We start from the raw sequence: 17562 nt of genomic DNA on the forward strand, positions 1-17562 counted from the left end.
TTCGAAGGCTTCTGGGTTCTTCTCCGGATCGGGCACGGCAGGGTCATCGGGCAGCGCGACAACTTCAGCGCGTTTCCAATAGCCGGTGAACTCGATGTCGGACTTGGGCAGGTGGCGCTCCTCGACGAGGTAGCGGCGGATATCGCGGACCGTGCTGGTCTCACCCGCGATCCAGGCCCATGGCCGTCCGGGCCACCAGGTGGCGTTCCGCACGGCATCGAGCAGGTGGGTGGTTGTGCCGGGGGAGGCATCGCGATGTAGCCAGGTCAGTTCGACGTTCTGACTTGCCGAGAGCTGAAGTTGATGTGCGGCCTCGGCGATCTCGACAAAGACCTGCGCGCGGGTTCCAGCAGGGGAGCTGGTCGAGCAGACGCCCGATTGCCGGAAGGGCGGTCTCGTCGCCGGCGACCAGTAGCCAGTCCACAGCCGGGAGACCTTCGGAGACGGGGGGTCCGAGATGTGGAACGGGCCCCGACCGAAGCCCGGTAGGCCCAGGTTGTTGCGACACCCGTTCCGTGCTTGACGAAGTCGAGGTCAAGCGCGCGACTCTCGGGGTCCCACCGACGCACGGTGTAGACCTTCGAGAGCGGACGAGGATCCTTGCCGAACTCCAGTCGTCCTCGCTTCTGCACGGGGAGCGCGGCTTCGGTCGCTCCGGGATAGGGCAGGTGCAAGCGGATCGCATCGTCGAAGCCCGCGCTGCGAAACGCCGGCTGGTCCAGGCCATTGGACGAGACGAAGGCGTCGAGCTGCGGCCCGGCCAGGGTGATTCGGCGCATGCCGGGCGTCAGATCTTCTACCCTGATCACCTCAAGCTCGCGCAGGCTCAACGGATGAACCGTGGTTGGACGGGAGTTCTTTGGCATGACTATCCACTCGTGCTCGTCGGCGTTCAGGCGAAGTGACTCCAGGAGTCGCCTAAGGGTAGGCTCGCCTATGTGACAGTGGTTGACCTGCAACGCCAAAGTCTTAGCAGTGGTGCGCTTCACACGATCTGGTCAACGGCTCACTCGCGCGCGTCGGCGTCCATGAGCTGGCGTACGCATGACGAGTGCGTCCTGGTCTGGGTTGACAAGGGGGTGGTGTCAGTTCGTACCGAAACGGGTGTGGAACGCCTGGTTGCCGGGCAGGCACTGTGCGATTCCCGCAGGAGCGCACAGCCAGATCGATGCCGAGCCGGGGGCGTTGTGCTTTCCGGTCATGGTGCCTGGGCGCCACGTGATCTCCAGAACCAACGCACCCAGCAGGGTCATGGTGCCGGCTGGTTGGCGGGAGTGGCTCATCCATCACTTCACGGTGGGGATCTCGCCTCTGCGCACTGTCGGTCGCCCGCAAACGGGCCTGGGTGGCTCTTGTGCATCGGCACGCAACTGCCGGAACCTGATCTGGTGTTGCCATTGCCGCGGACTCAACTTCGTCACCCGAGTTCGCCGGCGCTTCAAGCCGTCGCCGACGAGTTGATGCGCAATCCGGGGCTCAGGCTATACGAGCGCCCAATGGGCCAGACGGGTGGGACTCGAGTCCCCGGACCCTGCAGCGCAAGTTCTTGGCCGAGGTTGCGGTGGCTTCAGGCAGTGGCGCACGGCGTGCCGGCTTGTCGCAGCCACGGACTATCTGACCACAGGACGTGATGTGCGCTGGGTGTCCGATCGAGTCGGTTTCGAGAGTGCGAGCGGCTTTTGTCGGGCTTTTCGTGCCGAGTTCGGCATGCCGCCATCTGCCTACGCCACACTGGTGCGCACCCCGGGCGCGAATGAACGCCAGCGGACTGCGCAGCGCGATGCCGAGGTGGTGCGTCTACTGCGTCAACAGTGGACCGGGCAACCCGGGCCGCGCTCGATCCCCGCTAGCGCGACACCGCCGTTGGTCAACAATTTCCACGTGATCATCTGGATGTATCGCGGATGCGCTCGAGTGCAGGTAGGGGAGCGGAGCTGGAAACTCGGCACGGGCCAGGCGATCTGGCTTCCTGCCGGAATTCCCAACCGGGTCGAGGTTGACGCCGACTCGATCATGATGCCGATACAGTCGGCGCCGGCGTCGACCCGGTTGAGTGAGCAGGACGTTCAGGTCTTCAACGTTCCTGAGCAGGACGAAGAAGCAATGCTGAGAGGTGCTGTGGCCCAGTACACGTGCTTGCGCCCGCCCGGCTATGACGAGCTGAGAGGCTGGTACGCGTTCGAAGATGGCGTCGTTGGCGCCGTTGCGCGGGTGTCGAGCGGCACTGCCGAGCAGTCGTTCACCGCCGCCATGGACTCGGCACGACGTCTGCTGCTGGGCGGTATGGCACCGGGAAGCGTTGCGGAGAGACTCGGGTACTCGCATGCAAGCAGCTTCTCTCGCGCGTTCACGCGGTCCGACGGAGTGTCACCGCGACTATTTCAGCAGCAGGGCTCGTTCAGGTCGCCTGCTGGGCCAGCCCCCGACGCCTGACTCGTGAGCGCTCCCAGCACCCTGGCCCGGCCCGGGTCCGCGTAGTGTGTAGCCAACTTAGGTGGGGAGGCTCAGTGCTCAAGACGACAAGTCAGCTTCGGTCCTTGACCCCTGATGACCTACCCGAACTTCGCGGAGCTGCTCGACCAGGATCCGCTCGTCAACCTGTTCGTCCGCAACCGCGTCGACGCCACTCGCCTGCAGAGCAGATGGCTGGGTGGCCAGATCTTGGGCTACTTCGAGGACGACGAGCTGATCTCCGCCTGCCACGCGGGCAACAACATCATCCCCGTGCAGGCAACGCCCCGGGCGATCAAGGCGTTCTCGGAGCATCTGCTGTCCGAACGGATCCGCCCGTCGTCGATCGTCGGGCCGCGAGACGCGGTCCTGCCGATGTGGAACCTGCTCGAGCCACGATGGGGCCCGGCGCGATCTCCGCGCCTCGACCAGCCGTTCATGGTGATCGATCGCGACAGCGCCCTGGCACCCGATCCGCGTGTCCGGCCGGTGCTGATGGACGAGTTCGAGATCCTGTACCCCGCCTGCGTCGCGATGTTCACCGAAGAGGTCGGCGTCAACCCCGAGATCGGCAACCGCAGCGGCTACCGCGCTCGCGTCGCCCAGCTGATCTCGCAGGGGTGGTCGTTCGCGATCATCGAGGACGACGAGGTCATCTTCAAGACCGAGGTCGGCGCGGCCACCGAGTACGGATGCCAGTTGCAGGGGGTCTACGTGCGTCCCGACCTGCGAGGACGAGGAATCGCCGGTCCGGCGATAGCAGCGGTCGTCCAGCAGGTCCGACGCAGTGTCGCCCCGCTGGTGACGCTGTACGTCAACGACCACAACACGGCGGCTCGACGGACCTACGAACGGGCCGGATTTCAGCACACGACGACCTTCGCGTCGATCCTGCTCTGAGCCGGGCCGTCCCACCCCTACACTGCTGTCGTGCTTCGCCGCTGCCTGTCTGCCCTCGTCGCGACGATCCTCCTGATCACCGCCCTGACCCTGAGCCCGGCCACCGCCGCGGCGGCGATTCGTCCGATCCCGCCAGACCTGGCCTGCCGCCACGGCAAGGTGGCACTGACCTTCGACGACGGTCCGCACAAGACCAACACGCCGCGGTTGCTGAAGGTGTTGCGCAAGCAGCGCGCTCAGGCGACGTTCTTCGTGACCGGGCAGAACGCTCAACGTCACCCCGCGCTGCTGCGCCAGATGGTGCGCGACGGACACGCGGTCGAGGTGCACTCGTGGGACCATCCCGATCTGACCAGCCGACCCAATCGCAGCGTCAAACGGCAGCTGCACCTCACCAAGCAGGCGATCCGTCGGGCGATCAGGCAGAGTCCGACGTTCTACCGGCCTCCCTACGGCGCGACCGACAAGCGAGTTCGCAAGATCGCGAGACGATACGGCCTGCGCGAGGTGCTGTGGACGGTCGACACCGACGACTGGCGCAACCGCTCGACCAAGCAGATCACTCGCAGCGCACTGGCCGGGCTGCGCAGGCACCGCGAGAACAACATCCTGATGCACGACGCGGTCGGCAACTCTCCGCGCACGATCAAGGCGGTCCCGGCGATCGTCAAGGGCGCGCGCAAGAAGGGCTACTGCGTCGTCCCGCTGGAGCAGATGATGGCACTCGGAACTGTCAGTGCCGGGCCGCAGACCTTCACGGAGGATGCCGACAGTGCCGTCGTCCGGGTCACCTTCAGACTCGACGGCCCAGTCAGCGCAATGGGTCGTTCCGGGTCCACAGCCAGGACGGCACCGCAGTCGCCGGAGTCGACTACCGTCCGGTGCATCATCGGGTGCTCGTGCGGCGGGGAGACCGGACGGCCACCATCGCGATGCGCGTCCTCGGAGATCCAGCCCCCAATCTCGACAAGCAGCTGACGTTGCGGCTCGACGGGGCGCGACGGCTGAAGATCGGCACCTCGCAGGTCGTCATCACGATCCGCGACGACGGAACGTGGACCCAGGGCGTCACCGAGCTGTTCTCGCCGATGTTCGGCCGCACAGCGGGGAAGAATTACCCTAAGGTCCTGTCATGACTCGTGACATCAGCTCCTCGCCGGCCTCCTCATCGGCGCCGGTGCGCTGCACTTCGCCAAGCCCAAGCCCTTCGAGCAGATCGTGCCGGAAGAAGCTGCCGTACGCCAAGGAGGCTGGTCCTGGTCTCCGGTGCCGTCGAGATCGCCGCCGGCGCGATGCTGCTCGACCCGCGCAGCCGGCGGTTCGGTGGGGTGCTCGCCGCCGGTCTGCTCGCGGCAGTGTTCCCGGCCAACGTGCAGATGGCGGCTGACGGCCTGCGCAGCAGGCGGGCTCCCGCCTGGTACAAGATCGGTCTGATCGCCCGGCTCCCGCTGCAGGCGCCGATGATCCGGATCGCCCTGAAGGCCGTCCGGTCGTAGCCCGATAGGCTCGGGGCATGCGTATGTCCCGGCTCTTCCTCCGTACCCTCCGCGACGATCCGGCCGATGCCGAGGTGCCGAGCCACAAGCCCTCGTGCGTGCCGGCTACGTCCGTCGCATCGCTCCGGGCATCTACTCGTGGCTGCCGCTGGGCCTGAAGGTCCTGGCCAAGGTCGAGAAGATCGTCCGCGAGGAGATGGAGGAGATGGGCGCCCAGGAGGTGCGGTTCCCGGCATTGCTGCCGCGTGAGCCCTACGAGGCGACCAACCGGTGGGAGGAGTACGGCCCCAACCTGTTCCGGCTCAAGGACCGCAAGGGCAACGACCTGCTGCTGGGCCCGACCCATGAGGAGATGTTCACCCTCATGGTCAAGGACCTGTACTCGTCGTACAAGGACCTGCCGCTGAGCCTGTTCCAGATCCAGACCAAGTACCGCGACGAGGCTCGTCCTCGCGCCGGCATCCTGCGTGGTCGTGAGTTCATCATGAAGGACTCCTACTCCTTCGACACCCACGACGAAGGACTCGAGGCGTCCTACCAGGCGCACCGTGACGCGTACGTGCGGATCTTCGACCGGCTCGGCTTCGAGTACGTCATCGTCCAGGCGACCTCCGGTGCGATGGGCGGCTCGGCGAGCGAAGAGTTCCTGGCGGTCTCCGAGACCGGCGAGGACACCTTCGTGCGGTCGGCCGGCGGCTATGCGGCCAATGTCGAGGCGGTGACCACGATCGTGCCCGACGCGATCGCATTCGACGGACTGCCGGCCGCGCACGCTGCAGCAGACACCTGACACGCCGACGATCGAGACGCTGGTCGACCACCTCAACGAGGCCTTCGCCCGCGACGATCGTCCGTGGCAGGCATCCGACACGCTCAAGAACGTCCTGGTGATCCTGCGGCACCCCGACGGCTCCCGCGAGCCCTTGGCGATCGGCGTGCCCGGTGACCGTGAGGTCGACGCCAAGCGGCTCGAGGCGCAGGTGTCTCCGCCGAGATCGAGGCTTTCGAGGACAAGGACTTTGCGGCCCACCCGACCCTCGTGAAGGGGTACATCGGGCCTGCTGCTCTGGGCTCCGAGAGCGAGTCGGGCATCCGTTACCTGCTCGACCCTCGGGTCGTCGACGGCACCAGCTGGGTCACCGGAGCGAACATCCAGGGCTCCCACGTCATCGACCTGGTCGCCGGTCGCGACTTCACCGCCGACGGCACGATCGAGGCCGCTGAGGTGCGGGTGGGTGACCCTGCTCCCGACGGATCCGGTCCGCTCGAGCTGGCCCGCGGCATCGAGATGGGACACATCTTCCAGCTCGGCCGCAAGTACGCCGAAGCGCTCGACCTCAAGGTGCTCGACGAGAACGGCAAGCCGTCACCGTCACGATGGGTTCGTACGGCGTGGGCATCTCGCCGTGCCGTCGCCGCCGTCGCCGAGTACGCGCACGACGACGCCGGGCTGGTGTGGCCCAAGGAGCTCGCACCGTTCGACGTCCACCTGATCGTGGCCGGCAAGGACGAGACCGTCGTGGCCGGCGCCGAGCAGGTCTACGCCGATCTGGTCGGTGAAGGCTTCGACGTGCTGTTCGACGACCGTCTCGGCAAGGTGTCGCCCGGCGTCAAGTTCAAGGACGCCGAGCCGATCCGGTGTCCCGACGATCGTCGTGGTCGGCAAGAGCTTCGTCGACGGCAAGGTCGAGGTCAAGAACCGGGCCACCGGTGAACGTGAAGACGTCGACCTGGCCGATCTGGTATCGGCTCTGCGGGGCTGATCAGGGGCTGGTCGGGCGGCGGTCAGGGCAGACCGGGGAAGGCTTGGGGACGCGCTCCCCAGGCCAGGTCGGCGAGGGCGGCCTTCTGGAGCTCTTCACCGCGAAGGTGCGGGTATCGGCATCGCTTCGACCAGCGACCTGCAGGCAGGCCGCGCTGATCCGCGACTCGATGTCCCGCGCCGCCCGACGAGCCGATGCGACGTTCTTCAGAGCGTGCGTCCGGTACGACAGAGCTGTGGACACCGGTTCGACGCCTAGCCGGTCGAGCCTGGCCAGCAATGCGTCGCGGGTGTCGCGATGTGCCTCGAAGGACTGGTTCGCACGGGCACGCAGGCCGTCGAACGGCGCCCCGATGACCGGGTACAGCCACACGGCCTCGTGCTCGAGCGCGAGCCAGGCGTTCAGGTCGTCCCCGGTGCTGACAGTGCTCACCGCGCGGTCACCTGCCGTTCGCACTGGGCCAGCCCGGCCGACATCGACGCGAGCACCCGAACGAGCTCGGGGGAGTAGGACTTCTGAGCAGCAGCCGCCCGTTCCCGCGAGGCGGTGCGCAACGTCGATCGCAGCAGGCTGAGCGCCGCGCGCTCGTCGGTGGGCAGCGCCGCGAGGTCGGTGCTCGCCGTGCTGCCGCCGACGGCGTCGGCTGCTGCTGGCAGATCCCCGCGACGGGGGCCAGCCCCCAGGCTGGGTACGCCGAGTCGAGGGCCTCCACCGTGGCTGTCACGGCAGCCTGGTCCGACGCCGCCTGCCGGACGATCTCGCGGTCGCCCGGAACAGGCTCCGGCTTGGGTTCGAGGCCCACCAGACGTGCCGCATCGTCGAGCCGGTGAGTGATCTGCGCCGCACCGAGGGCGGCCGCACCCCCGGCAACAACGGCACCTGTTCCGAGCAGGACGCGACGGGTCATCATGGTGGCAGGGTAGCCGCTCGAAGTTCGATAAGGTGGTCCGGATACTTCACGCAGCGCCACCTTGGCTGCCACCAAGAGAAGTACCTACAACAGAAGACGGAGGACGAGCCATGACGCAAAGTCTGGAGACCCTCGTCGAAGCCACTGTGACCGCACTGGGCTTCGATCTCGAGGCGCTCGACCTGACGCCTGCTGGCAACAAGCGAGTCCTGCGGATCGCGGTCGACCGCGACGGCGGAGTCGGCATCGACCACATCACCGATGCGACCCGGGCCCTCTCAGAGGTGCTCGACTCGTCCGACGTGATGGGCGAGCAGCCCTACACGCTCGAAGTCACGTCCCGTGGCGTCGACCGACCGCTGACCCTGCCGCGCCACTGGCGTCGCAACGAGGGACGTCTCGTGCGCCTGCGGCTGACCGACGACGACGCATCCGTCGACGGCCGTATCGGTGCCAGCGACGACAGCGGCGTCGACATCGTCGGACGGACGACGACTCGCTACGCCTACGACCAGATCAATTCAGCGCTCGTGCAAATCGGCTCAACAGGAAGGACGCCTGATGGACATCGACATGGCCGCACTGCGCGCCCTCGAGCACGAGAAGGACATCCCGTTCGAGGTGGTCTGCGAGGCCATCGAGACCGCCCTGCTCTCGGCCTATCACAAGACCGGCAGCTCTCACCCGCACGCGCGGGTCGAGCTCGACCGCAAGTCCGGCCACATCACGGTGTGGGCCAAGGAACGCCTCGAGACGCCCCCGGCACCCGAGCCCGAAGAGGGCGAGACGCCTGTTCGTCCGCCCGTGGCCTTCAGCGAAGAGTTCGACGACACCCCCGACGACTTCGGCCGCTTCGCCGCGACCATCGCCCGTCAGCTCATCATGCAGCGCATCCGCGACGCCGAGGACGAGTCGAAGTACGGCGAGTTCTCCGGCAAGGTCGGTGACATCGTCTCGGGCGTCATCCAGCAAGGACGCAACCCGCACGACGTCATGCTCGACATCGGTCGCCTCGAAGCGGTGCTGACGGCGACCGAGCGGGTGCCCGAGGAGAAGTACGCCCATGGCGAGCGCCTCAAGGCCTACGTCTACGAGGTCGAGAAGGGCATGCGCGGACCCCGCGTCAAGGTCTCCCGCACCCACCCCAACCTCGTCAAGCTTGCTGTTCGCCCTCGAAGCGCCCGAGATCGCCGACGGCTCCGTCGAGATCGTCGCCATCGCTCGCGAAGCCGGTCACCGCACCAAGATCGCGGTGCGCGCCAACCAGTCCGGCATCAACGCCAAGGGCGCCTGCATCGGCCCGATGGGCTCACGTGTGCGCAACGTGATGCACGAGCTGCACGGCGAGAAGATCGACATCGTCGACTTCCACGACGATCCGGCCAAGTTCATCGCCCACGCGCTGTCACCCTCGCAGGTCAAGAGCGTCACGATCGTTGACGAGTCGACCCGCTCCGCGCGAGTCGTCGTGCCCGACTTCCAGCTCTCGCTGGCGATCGGCAAGGAGGGCCAGAATGCCCGTCTCGCAGCCAAGCTCACGGGGTGGCGCATCGACATCCGCTCCGACACCGAGGCGCCTCGTACCGAGGGCCAGTGACCAATGACGCAGTCGCTTCCCGAAACGGGTAGACTGTCCAAGGTCGTTCGTACTTGCATCGGTTGCAGGCAACGTGCGGACAAGGCCACTCTGGTGCGAGTCGTGGCAGAACAGGTGGAGGCGGCAGTTGTCGTGACACCCGATCTACGCGGAACGCTGCCGGGGCGAGGGGCGCACCTGCACCCCACGATCCGGTGCCTTGAGCTGGCGACACGCCGCAAGGCGTTCGGTCGGGCCCTTCGAACCGAAGGGCCGCTCGACTTGAGCGTGCTCACCGAGACGCTCACCCAGCTGGACCAGCGAGACTGATCACCGAGGGACGCAGACCATGCGTCCCAAGACCCAAGAAATCGGAGCAACACTCATGACTATGCATATGAGTTCTGCGCGATGAGTACTGCGCGATGAGTACTGCGCAATGAGCACGTTCATCAACTAGTGGTCTGATCCTCCTTCGGGGTCGGACCCCCCTGAAGGAGAAAAGTGGCTGTCAGAGTCCACGGCTCGCCAAAGAGTTCGGTGTCGAAAGCAAGGTCGTCCTCAACACCCTGAAAGACATGGGTGAGTACGTGAAGTCGGCTTCTTCGACCGTTGAAGCACCCGTCATCCGTCGCCTCAAAGAGGTGCACGGCGAAGCCCTGCATGCGCAGGGTGCCAAGAAGTCCGGCAAGGCTCCCGCCGCGTCGGCAGCTGCCCCGTCCGATGCGGCGCCGGCTGCTCCTGCAGCCTCGGCACCGGCATCCGCCGACAAGGCCGCGGCTCCGGCGCGCACGCCCGGTCCGGTTCCCGGACCCCGCAAGCCCGCTGCGGCCCCCGCACCCGAGGCAGCTGCACCTGCGCCTGCTGCTCCGGCAGCACCGGTCGCTCCTGCAGCGTCCGCGGCACCTGCCCCGGCCGCCCCGTCGGCTCCGGCAGCAGCGGCCCCCAAGCCCGGTGGACCGACGCCCGGTCCGCGCCCCGGCCCGAAGGCTCCGGCCCCCCAAGGCTCCCGGCGCACGTCCCGGCAACAACCCGTTCTCGTCCAAGCAGGGCATGCAGAGCGCCGCTCCGCGTCCCCCGCTGCTCGTGAAGGCGGTGCCGCTCCGGCTCCGTCGGCCGGCAAGCCCGGTATGCCCCGTCCCGAACCCGGCCATGATGCCGCGCCAGTCCGGCCTCGCCGGACCGGCAGCACGCAATGGTCGTCCCGGGGCTTCCGGGGTCGTCCCGGCGGTGCCGGTGGCGGTCGTCCCGGTGGCGGCGGCGGTTTCGCTGGTCGTCCCGGCGGAGGCGGCGGTGCAGCCGGTGGCGGCGCACCCGGTCGTCCCGGTGGCGGCGGCTTCAGCGGTCCTCCGCGCACAGGTGGTCCCGCGGGCCGCAACACGCGTGGCGGAACCCAGGGTGCGTTCGGTCGCGCCGGTGGACCCGTCCGTCGTGGACGCAAGAGCAAGCGCGCGAAGCGTCAGGAATTCGACCAGATGCAGGCGCCCGCCATCGGCGGCGTCCGCGTCCGCAAGGGCAATGGCGAGCTCGTTCGTCTGACCCGCGGATCCTCGCTGGCCGACTTCGCCGACAAGATCGGCGCAGACTCCGCATCCCTGGTCGAGGTGCTCTTCCACCTCGGTGAGATCGTCACGGCCACGCAGTCGGCCAATGACGAGACCCTGTTGCTGCTGGGCGAAGAGCTCAACTACAACGTCGAGGTCATCTCGCCCGAGGACGAGGACCGCGGCTGCTCGAGTCCTTCGACATCGAGTTCGGTGAGGACGAGGGCAACGAAGAAGATCTCGCCCCCCGCCCGCCGGTCGTCACCGTCATGGGTCACGTCGACCACGGCAAGACCAGCTCCTCGACGCGCTGCGCAGCAGCAACGTCGTCGACAAGGAAGCCGGCGGCATCACGCAGACCATCGGTGCCTACCAGGTAGCGACCGAGGTCGACGGCAACGAGCGTCGCATCACCCTGATCGATACTCCGGGTCACGAGGCGTTCACCGCCATGCGTGCCCGTGGTGCCCAGGCGACCGACATCGCGATCCTCGTGGTCGCAGCCGATGACGGTGTCATGCCGCAGACGGTCGAGGCGCTCAACCACGCCAAGGCCGCGGGTGTCCCGATCGTCGTCGCAGTCAACAAGATCGACAAGCCCGACGCCGATCCGACCAAGGCCCGTGGCCAGCCACCGAGTACGGTCTCGTGCCCGAGGAGTACGGCGGAGACACGATGTTCGTCGACGTGTCGGCCAAGGCCGGCACCGGACTCGACGCGCTGCTCGAGGCCATCATCCTCACGGCTGATGCTTCGCTCGACCTGCGCGCCAACCCCGACCAGAACGCCGAGGGTCTCGTCATCGAGGCGCACCTCGACCGTGGTCGCGGTCCGGTCGCCACTGTCCTCGTCCACCGTGGAACGCTCAAGGTCGGCGACTCGCTCGTCGCCGGTCCGGCGTTCGGTCGCGTTCGCGCGATGCTCGACGAGCACGGCAACAACATCGAAGAGGCAACTCCGTCGCGTCCGGCCCTCGTGCTGGGTCTGACAGCGGTGCCTGGCGCCGGTGACAACTTCATGGTCGTCGCCGATGACCGTCTGGCTCGCCAGATCGCCGAGAAGCGTGAGGCCCGTGAGCGCAACGCTCTGCTGGCTCAGCGCAGCGGCCGCCGCACCCTCGAAGACTTCATGTCCTCGATGGAGAAGGGCGAGACCGACGAGCTGCTCCTCATCCTCAAGGGTGATGGTTCCGGTTCGGTCGAGGCGCTCGAAGACGCACTGGCCCAGATCGACGTCGGCGACGAGGTCGCTCTGCGTGTCATCGACCGCGGTGTCGGTGCGATCACCGAGACCAACGTCATGCTGGCTGCGGCGTCCAACGCCGTGATCATCGGCTTCAACGTCCGCCCGCAGGGCAAGGCGACGGAGCTGGCCGACCGCGAAGGTGTCGAGATCAAGTACTACTCGATCATCTACAACGCGATCGAAGAGATCGAGGCATCGCTCAAGGGTCTGCTCAAGCCGGAGTTCGAAGAAGCGCAGCTCGGTACCGCCGAGATCCGCGACATCTTCCGCTCCAGCAAGATCGGCAACATCGCCGGTTGCATGGTCACCAGCGGCACGATCAAGCGCAACGCCAAGGCACGCCTGCTGCGCGACGGTTCTGTCATCGCCGACAACCTCGACTTCTCGAGCTTGCGACGTGAGAAGGACGATGTGTCCGAGGTCCGCGAAGGCTTCGAGTGCGGTCTCGTGCTCAAGGGCTTCAACGACATCAAGCTCGGCGACGTCGTCGAGACGTTCGAGCTCCGCGAGAAGAAGCGGGGACTAGTCATCAACCCGGACGTCATCCCGTACGAGGCCCTCGGGTCTCGTACGGGATGACGTCCACTGATTTTGGGAGAAACATCATGGCCGGACCCCGCAACGCCAAGGTCGGTGACCGCATCAAGGTCGTCGTGGCACAGATGCTCGAGCGCCGGGTCAAGGACCCGCGTCTGGGCTTCCTGACGATCACTGACGTGCGCATGACCGGCGACGGTCAGCAGGCGTCGGTCTTCTACACCGTGATGGGTGACGAAGCGCAGCGTGCCGACACCGCTGCTGCGCTCAAGAGCGCGACCGGACTCATCAGGTCCGAGGTCGGCAAGCAGCTCGGCACCCCGCATCACCCCGTCGATCACGTTCTACCTCGACGCCGTGCCCGAGACCGCCAAGGAGATCGAAGACCTCTTGGCCAAGGTCAAGGCCTCCGACGACGAGGTCGCGGCCCGCTCGGCCGGGGCCGAGTACGCCGGCGACGCCGATCCGTACAAGAAGCCTGTCGTGGACGAAGACGACGACGAGGACGGCGTGTGACGGATGTTCCGCAGTCCGGGCTCGTGATCGTCGACAAGCCCACTGGGTGGACGTCGCACGACGTCGTCGGCAAGATGCGGCGGCTGGCTGGCACCAAGAAGGTCGGCCATGCCGGCACGCTCGACCCATGGCGACCGGCGTCCTGGTGCTCGGCATCAACCGGGCCACCCGGTTGCTCGGCTACCTGACGGCGTCCGACAAGGAGTACCTGGCCACGATCAGGCTCGGACAGTCGACCATCACCGACGACGCCGAGGGCGAGGTCATCGAGACCACGTCGGCGGCGCACCTCGACGAGGCTGCCGTTCGCGCCGTGCTGCCGACCTACACCGGTGAGATCATGCAGGTGCCGTCATCGGTGTCGGCGATCAAGGTCGACGGCGTGCGGTCCTACGCCAAGGTGCGTGGTGGCGAAAGAGGTCAAGCTCAAGGCCCGGCCCGTGACAGTCTCTGAGTTCACCCTCGACGAGGTGCGCCGCGACGGCGATCACGTCGACGTCGACGTGCGGGTCCTGTGCTCCAGCGGCACCTACATCCGGGCACTGGCCCGCGACATCGGCAGCGCTGGGCGTCGGGGGACACCTCACGATGCTGCGGCGCACCCGCGTCGGCGGGTTCCCGTTGCGGCTGGCCCGCACCCTCGAGGAGCCTGAGAACGAGCTGACGGTCATCGGGCTCGACGACGTCGCCCGTGCCAGCTTCGACTCGTACGACCTGACGGCTCGGGAGGCCAGCGACGTACGCTTCGGCCGCGCGCTGACCGGCATCGACCTGGGGGCTCCCCGGGCCGTGGCAGTGTTCGATCCGTCCGGCGAGTTCTTGGCGTTGTACGAACAACGCGGCCAGGTGGCCAAACCAGTCGCCGTCTTCGTCTAGGGTTCGGTGCATGAGTCTTCGCCAGTCGACCCGTCGGATGCTGCGACGGGGGCTCATCGGTCTCCTGCTGGTCCAGATCGCGGCGGTGGCATCCCTCATGGGTGGCACCAAGGTGCGCAAGATGCTGCGCGGACGCAATGTCGCGCCGCTCAAGCCGGCGGCGGCTTCGCGTCACGAGATCGGCGACGGCAGCGCCGCGTCGACCTACACGTACGGTGCTGTGCTGTTCGAGGACATGCTCGACGCGATCGCGGGTGCCCGCCAGCGCATCTTGCTGGAGTCGTACATCATCAAGGACGATGCGATGGGCCAGCGGTTCAAGCGTGCGCTGATCGATGCTTCCGAACGTGGCGTTGAGGTCTACGTGATCTACGACGGTTTCGCCAATCTCGTCGTCAGTCGCAAGTTCTTCCGGTTCCCTGCGCCGGTTCACGTGCTCAAGTACCCCGTCTGGGGCGCTGGCTGGCAGGTGTTCAACCCGCGACGCTACGGCCGCGATCACCGCAAGATCCTCGTGGTCGACGACGCTGTCGGCTTCGTCGGCGGGTACAACATCGGCCAGCTGTATGCGACGCAGTGGCGTGACACGCACCTGCGGCTCGAGGGGCCTGCCGTGTGGGACCTCGACAACGCCTTCATCGACTTCTGGAACATCCAGCGTCCCGCGCACCTGCCGGAGATCGGTCCGCTCACCTCCGCGGCTGGTTGCCGCAGATCAGGGCGCACCGCAACGTGCCGCGTCAGCTTGATGTTCCCGATCCGCGGGATGTACCTCGAGGCGATCGATCGCGCCAATCATTCGATCGACATCACGGCCGCCTACTTCATCCCCGATCGCGACATCCTCAACGCTCTTCTCGAGGCCAGCCGACGCGGGGTGCGAGTCCGCATCCTGGTGCCGAAGGTGTCCAACCATGTCGTGACCGACTGGCTGTCACGCGGGTTCTACGGTCGTCTGCTGCGCGGCGGCGTCGAGATCCACCGGTACACCAGCCACATGGTGCACGCCAAGACCGCGACGATCGACGGCCAGTGGACGACGATCGGCACGGCCAACATCGACCGGCTCAGCCTGACCGGCAACTACGAGATCAACCTCGAGATCCTCGATGCGGGCCTCGCGCAAGGGATGTACGAGGTCTTCTCCGCCGACTTGTCGAAGGCCGATCGTCTCGACCTGCACGAGTGGGAGTCGCGACCGTTCATCAACCGTCTCTACGAGGCGATCCTGCGACCCCTTCGGCCCCCTCCTCTAACCCTCCCCGCTGACGAGGTACTTACCGCCCCGTGAAGAGGTACCTACAGCCCCGTGAGGAGGTACTTACTGCCCCTTGAGGAGGCAGTTGTGGCCGCTGCCAGCGACTCGTCGGAGGGCGGCAACTACCTCGTCGGAGGGCGGTAAGTACCTCCTCAGCGTTGGGGGTGGGGGAGATGAGAGGGCTCTCACGATGGCCTCATATGTGCCTCACGTCCGGTGGGAGAGTGGCTCAGTAGGAACACCGACTGAGGAGAGAACATGAACAAGTACGTACGCACAGGCATCGTGAGCGTCGCCGGAGCCGTCGCCCTCGGCGGAGTCGGATTCGTCGTCGCCGGGGCCAACGCCGATCCGGTTGCCAAGCGCGAAGACACTGCGACGTCGTGGACCCAGTCGACCGATCTCGACGACGATCTGCGCGATGACAACGATCGCTACGACGATGACCGCTACGACGACTCGCCGACCAAGAACACGGTCAACACCAAGAACACCGTGAACAGCAAGAACACGGTCAACACCAAGAACACCGTGAACACCAAGAACACGGTCAACACCAAGAACACGGCGCCGACGGTCAACACGGTCAACACCGCGCCCAGCAAGAACACGGTCAAGACCGTCAACAGCGTTCCTACCAAGAACAGCGCGCCCACCAAGAACACCGTCAACACGGGCAGCTCGAACTGATGTCAGACACCTGGGGACTGGCCGGGGGCGATCTGATCGCCCCCGGCCTGTCGGCCGTGAAGTCGGTCGGCGACGGGGACGTCTACGAGGCCTGGCTCGCCTTCGATGAGCGGCTCTACGCACCCGTGATCGTCAAGGTCGTGCGTCCGGGTCACGTCGACGTGGAAAGCTCGCGTGCGGGGATGCTGCGCGAGGTCGAGATGCTCTCGCGTCTCAACCACCCCGGCATCGTCCGGCTGTTCGCCTACGACGAGGAGGCGGAGCGCCCCTACCTCGTGCTCGAGAACATCGACGGGCCGAACCTGTCGTCGCTGATCTCCAAGCACGGCTACCTGCCGCTGCACCAGCTGCTGCCACTCGGACTGCGAGCTGTGCTCGGCGCTGCACTTCCTGCGGCACACCGACATCTGTCATCTCGACCTGAAGCCGAGCAACGTCATCATGGGCGCGCCGGCCAGCTCATCGACTTCAGCGTCGCGATGGACGTCAAGGATGCCGCTGCGCTGGACCACCCCGTCGGCAGCGACGAGTACATGGCGCCAGAGCAGTGCCGTCCCGGGCGAGCTCGGCGAGGTCGGCCATGCCAGCGACATGTGGGCGTTCGGTGCCACGATGTTCCGCGCCGCGGCTGGCTTCCGGGCCTTCGAGCGGGAACCCCGTTGGGCGCAGCTGACCGACGAGCCCCTACGCGCTGCCCCACTTCGTGCCGGGCGACCTCGCCGCGCTGATCCTGGCCTGCCTGTCCGACGACCCGGCCGACCGCCCAACGCCGACCGCTGTGGCAGAAGCGCTCGAACCGATGATGGCGCGGCTGCCTCAAGCGCGGCTGTCAGGATTCAAGATCACGTTGTGACCTGACGGAGGTCACTGCACGCGGTAGCCGAGCCCTCGCACCGTCGAGACGGCTCGGCGCCGCTTCTTGCGCAGGTAGCCGACGTACACGTCGACGACGTTTGAGCCGGGGTCGAACTCATAGCCCCACACCTGCGATAACAGCTGTTCGCGCGACAGCACGAGCCCCTGGTTGCGCATCAGCACCTCGGCCAGTGCGAACTCCCTGGCCGACAGCTCGACCTCCTTGTCGCCGACGAACGCCCGACGTCGCCGAAGGTCGAGCCTGGTGTCGCCGACCGTGATCTCGTCATCGGGCGCGGCATCGCCGGGGGAGCGGAGCCGCAGCCTGACCCTGGCCAGAAGCTCACCGAACCGAAAGGGCTTCGACATGTAGTCGGCTGCTCCGCCCTCCAGCGCCGCAATCGTGTCGGTGACCGAGTCGCGAGCCGTCAGGACGATGACCGGGAGGGCGGGACGTTCAGCAGACACCCGCTCGAGAACCGTGAAACCGTCGAGGCCGGGCAGCCCGATGTCGAGCACCATCAGGTCGAACTCGCCGGTCAGGGCGTAGTCGAGACCCGTGATGCCGTCTGCCACGACGGTCGGCGTGAAGCCCTCGGCCTTGAGCCCCTTCGCCACGAACGACGAGATACGTTCTTCGTCCTCGACGATCAGGATGCGATTCATGCGGTTCCCCCCAGGGGTAGCTGTAGTCGAAAGGTCGCCCCGTGTGCGGCCTCGTCGGCCACTGAGTCGTCTAGGACGATCGTGCCACCATGTGCCTCGGCGATGGCACTGACGATCGACAGACCGAGCCCGAAGCCTTCGGTGGCGCCCTCGGCCTGGGAGAAGCGCTCGAAGACCTCGTCGGCGACGGCGGGGTCGACGCCCGGCCGGTGTCGCGCACCCAGGATCGAGGTGCCCTTCGTGCAGTCGCGATCCGATACCGATCTCAGCACCCGGCTC

At 66.7% G+C, this 17562-nt stretch carries 16 protein-coding genes and 7 pseudogenes; 16 read left to right on the top strand and 7 right to left on the bottom strand.

The window, feature by feature from the left end:
• Positions 1–129: 129 nt before the first annotated feature.
• The 3 genes and pseudogenes from ACHMWU_RS16695 to ACHMWU_RS16705 form a co-directional block, all read right to left on the bottom strand.
• Positions 130–321, bottom strand: a pseudogene (locus tag ACHMWU_RS16695) (SIP domain-containing protein); the annotation flags it as partial.
• Entirely contained in the window at positions 267–779 is a 513-nt protein-coding gene (locus ACHMWU_RS16700) for a siderophore-interacting protein (RefSeq protein WP_396045294.1), read from the bottom strand. The pseudogene ACHMWU_RS16695 and the gene ACHMWU_RS16700, both read right to left, overlap by 55 nt.
• A gap of 306 nt (positions 780–1085) precedes the next feature.
• Complete coding sequence (locus tag ACHMWU_RS16705; protein WP_396045296.1) at positions 1086–1283, bottom strand: hypothetical protein; 198 nt, start codon at positions 1281–1283, stop codon at positions 1086–1088.
• 226 nt (positions 1284–1509) lie between these two features.
• On the opposite strand from ACHMWU_RS16705, the gene ACHMWU_RS16710 reads away from it, so the two are divergent.
• The 6 genes and pseudogenes from ACHMWU_RS16710 (at position 1510) to ACHMWU_RS16735 (ending at position 6610) form a co-directional block, all read left to right on the top strand.
• Positions 1510–2433: a helix-turn-helix domain-containing protein gene (locus tag ACHMWU_RS16710; protein ID WP_396045298.1), complete on the top strand. Its 924-nt coding sequence runs from the start codon at positions 1510–1512 to the stop codon at positions 2431–2433.
• A 114-nt stretch (positions 2434–2547) separates the two neighbouring features.
• The gene (locus ACHMWU_RS16715; protein ID WP_396045300.1) at positions 2548–3351 is read left to right on the top strand and encodes a GNAT family N-acetyltransferase; all 804 of its coding nucleotides are present in this window, start codon (positions 2548–2550) and stop codon (positions 3349–3351) included.
• A 30-nt stretch (positions 3352–3381) separates the two neighbouring features.
• Positions 3382–4329, top strand: coding sequence for a polysaccharide deacetylase family protein (locus ACHMWU_RS16720; RefSeq protein WP_396045302.1), 948 nt, complete (start codon positions 3382–3384; stop codon positions 4327–4329).
• Complete coding sequence (locus tag ACHMWU_RS16725) at positions 4284–4487, top strand: hypothetical protein (RefSeq protein ID WP_396045304.1); 204 nt, start codon at positions 4284–4286, stop codon at positions 4485–4487. Before ACHMWU_RS16720 ends, ACHMWU_RS16725 begins: the two co-directional genes overlap by 46 nt.
• A 3-nt stretch (positions 4488–4490) precedes the next feature.
• Positions 4491–4847, top strand: a complete 357-nt coding sequence (locus tag ACHMWU_RS16730) for a hypothetical protein (protein ID WP_396045306.1) — start codon at positions 4491–4493, stop codon at positions 4845–4847.
• 17 nt (positions 4848–4864) lie between these two features.
• A pseudogene (locus ACHMWU_RS16735) lies at positions 4865–6610 on the top strand (proline--tRNA ligase).
• Here the strand turns inward: ACHMWU_RS16735 and ACHMWU_RS16740 are convergent.
• Complete coding sequence (locus tag ACHMWU_RS16740; protein WP_396045308.1) at positions 6611–7042, bottom strand: DUF4439 domain-containing protein; 432 nt, start codon at positions 7040–7042, stop codon at positions 6611–6613.
• A 7-nt stretch (positions 7043–7049) separates the two neighbouring features.
• Entirely contained in the window at positions 7050–7520 is a 471-nt protein-coding gene (locus ACHMWU_RS16745) for a hypothetical protein (RefSeq protein WP_396045310.1), read from the bottom strand.
• A 110-nt stretch (positions 7521–7630) separates the two neighbouring features.
• Between ACHMWU_RS16745 and rimP the strand changes: the two are divergent.
• From rimP to ACHMWU_RS16795, 10 genes and pseudogenes are all read left to right on the top strand, one after another.
• Positions 7631–7999 (top strand): annotated as a pseudogene (gene rimP, locus ACHMWU_RS16750) (ribosome maturation factor RimP); the annotation flags it as partial.
• Positions 8000–8081: 82 nt separating this feature from the next.
• Positions 8082–9117, top strand: a pseudogene (gene nusA, locus ACHMWU_RS16755) (transcription termination factor NusA).
• A gap of 3 nt (positions 9118–9120) precedes the next feature.
• Complete coding sequence (locus tag ACHMWU_RS16760; protein ID WP_396045312.1) at positions 9121–9426, top strand: YlxR family protein; 306 nt, start codon at positions 9121–9123, stop codon at positions 9424–9426.
• A 248-nt stretch (positions 9427–9674) separates the two neighbouring features.
• A pseudogene (gene infB / locus ACHMWU_RS16765) lies at positions 9675–12464 on the top strand (translation initiation factor IF-2).
• 26 nt (positions 12465–12490) lie between these two features.
• Positions 12491–12938 (top strand): annotated as a pseudogene (gene rbfA, locus ACHMWU_RS16770) (30S ribosome-binding factor RbfA).
• Positions 12935–13814, top strand: a pseudogene (gene truB, locus ACHMWU_RS16775) (tRNA pseudouridine(55) synthase TruB). Before rbfA ends, truB begins: the two co-directional pseudogenes overlap by 4 nt.
• 10 nt (positions 13815–13824) lie before the next feature.
• Complete coding sequence (locus ACHMWU_RS16780; RefSeq protein ID WP_396045315.1) at positions 13825–15105, top strand: phosphatidylserine/phosphatidylglycerophosphate/cardiolipin synthase family protein; 1281 nt, start codon at positions 13825–13827, stop codon at positions 15103–15105.
• Positions 15106–15330: 225 nt separating this feature from the next.
• Positions 15331–15762 (top strand): hypothetical protein, encoded by a 432-nt coding sequence (locus tag ACHMWU_RS16785; protein WP_396045317.1) that lies wholly within the window; start codon positions 15331–15333, stop codon positions 15760–15762.
• Complete coding sequence (locus ACHMWU_RS16790) at positions 15762–16490, top strand: protein kinase (protein ID WP_396045319.1); 729 nt, start codon at positions 15762–15764, stop codon at positions 16488–16490. The genes ACHMWU_RS16785 and ACHMWU_RS16790 overlap by 1 nt, the downstream gene beginning before the upstream one ends.
• Positions 16466–16615, top strand: coding sequence for a hypothetical protein (locus ACHMWU_RS16795; RefSeq protein ID WP_396045321.1), 150 nt, complete (start codon positions 16466–16468; stop codon positions 16613–16615). The genes ACHMWU_RS16790 and ACHMWU_RS16795 overlap by 25 nt, the downstream gene beginning before the upstream one ends.
• A gap of 11 nt (positions 16616–16626) precedes the next feature.
• Here ACHMWU_RS16795 and ACHMWU_RS16800 read toward each other — a convergent pair whose 3' ends face one another.
• Both ACHMWU_RS16800 and ACHMWU_RS16805 read right to left on the bottom strand, forming a co-directional pair.
• Positions 16627–17283 carry a response regulator transcription factor gene (locus tag ACHMWU_RS16800; RefSeq protein WP_396045323.1) on the bottom strand — a complete coding sequence of 219 codons (657 nt, stop codon included), beginning with the start codon at positions 17281–17283 and terminating at the stop codon, positions 16627–16629.
• A complete protein-coding gene (locus ACHMWU_RS16805; protein ID WP_396045325.1) occupies positions 17280–17555 on the bottom strand; it encodes a sensor histidine kinase in 276 nt (91 codons plus the stop codon). Before ACHMWU_RS16805 ends, ACHMWU_RS16800 begins: the two co-directional genes overlap by 4 nt.
• Positions 17556–17562: the final 7 nt, after the last annotated feature.

This window comes from Aeromicrobium sp. UC242_57, assembly GCF_044452305.1.
Taxonomy (GTDB): Bacteria; Actinomycetota; Actinomycetes; order Propionibacteriales; family Nocardioidaceae; genus Aeromicrobium.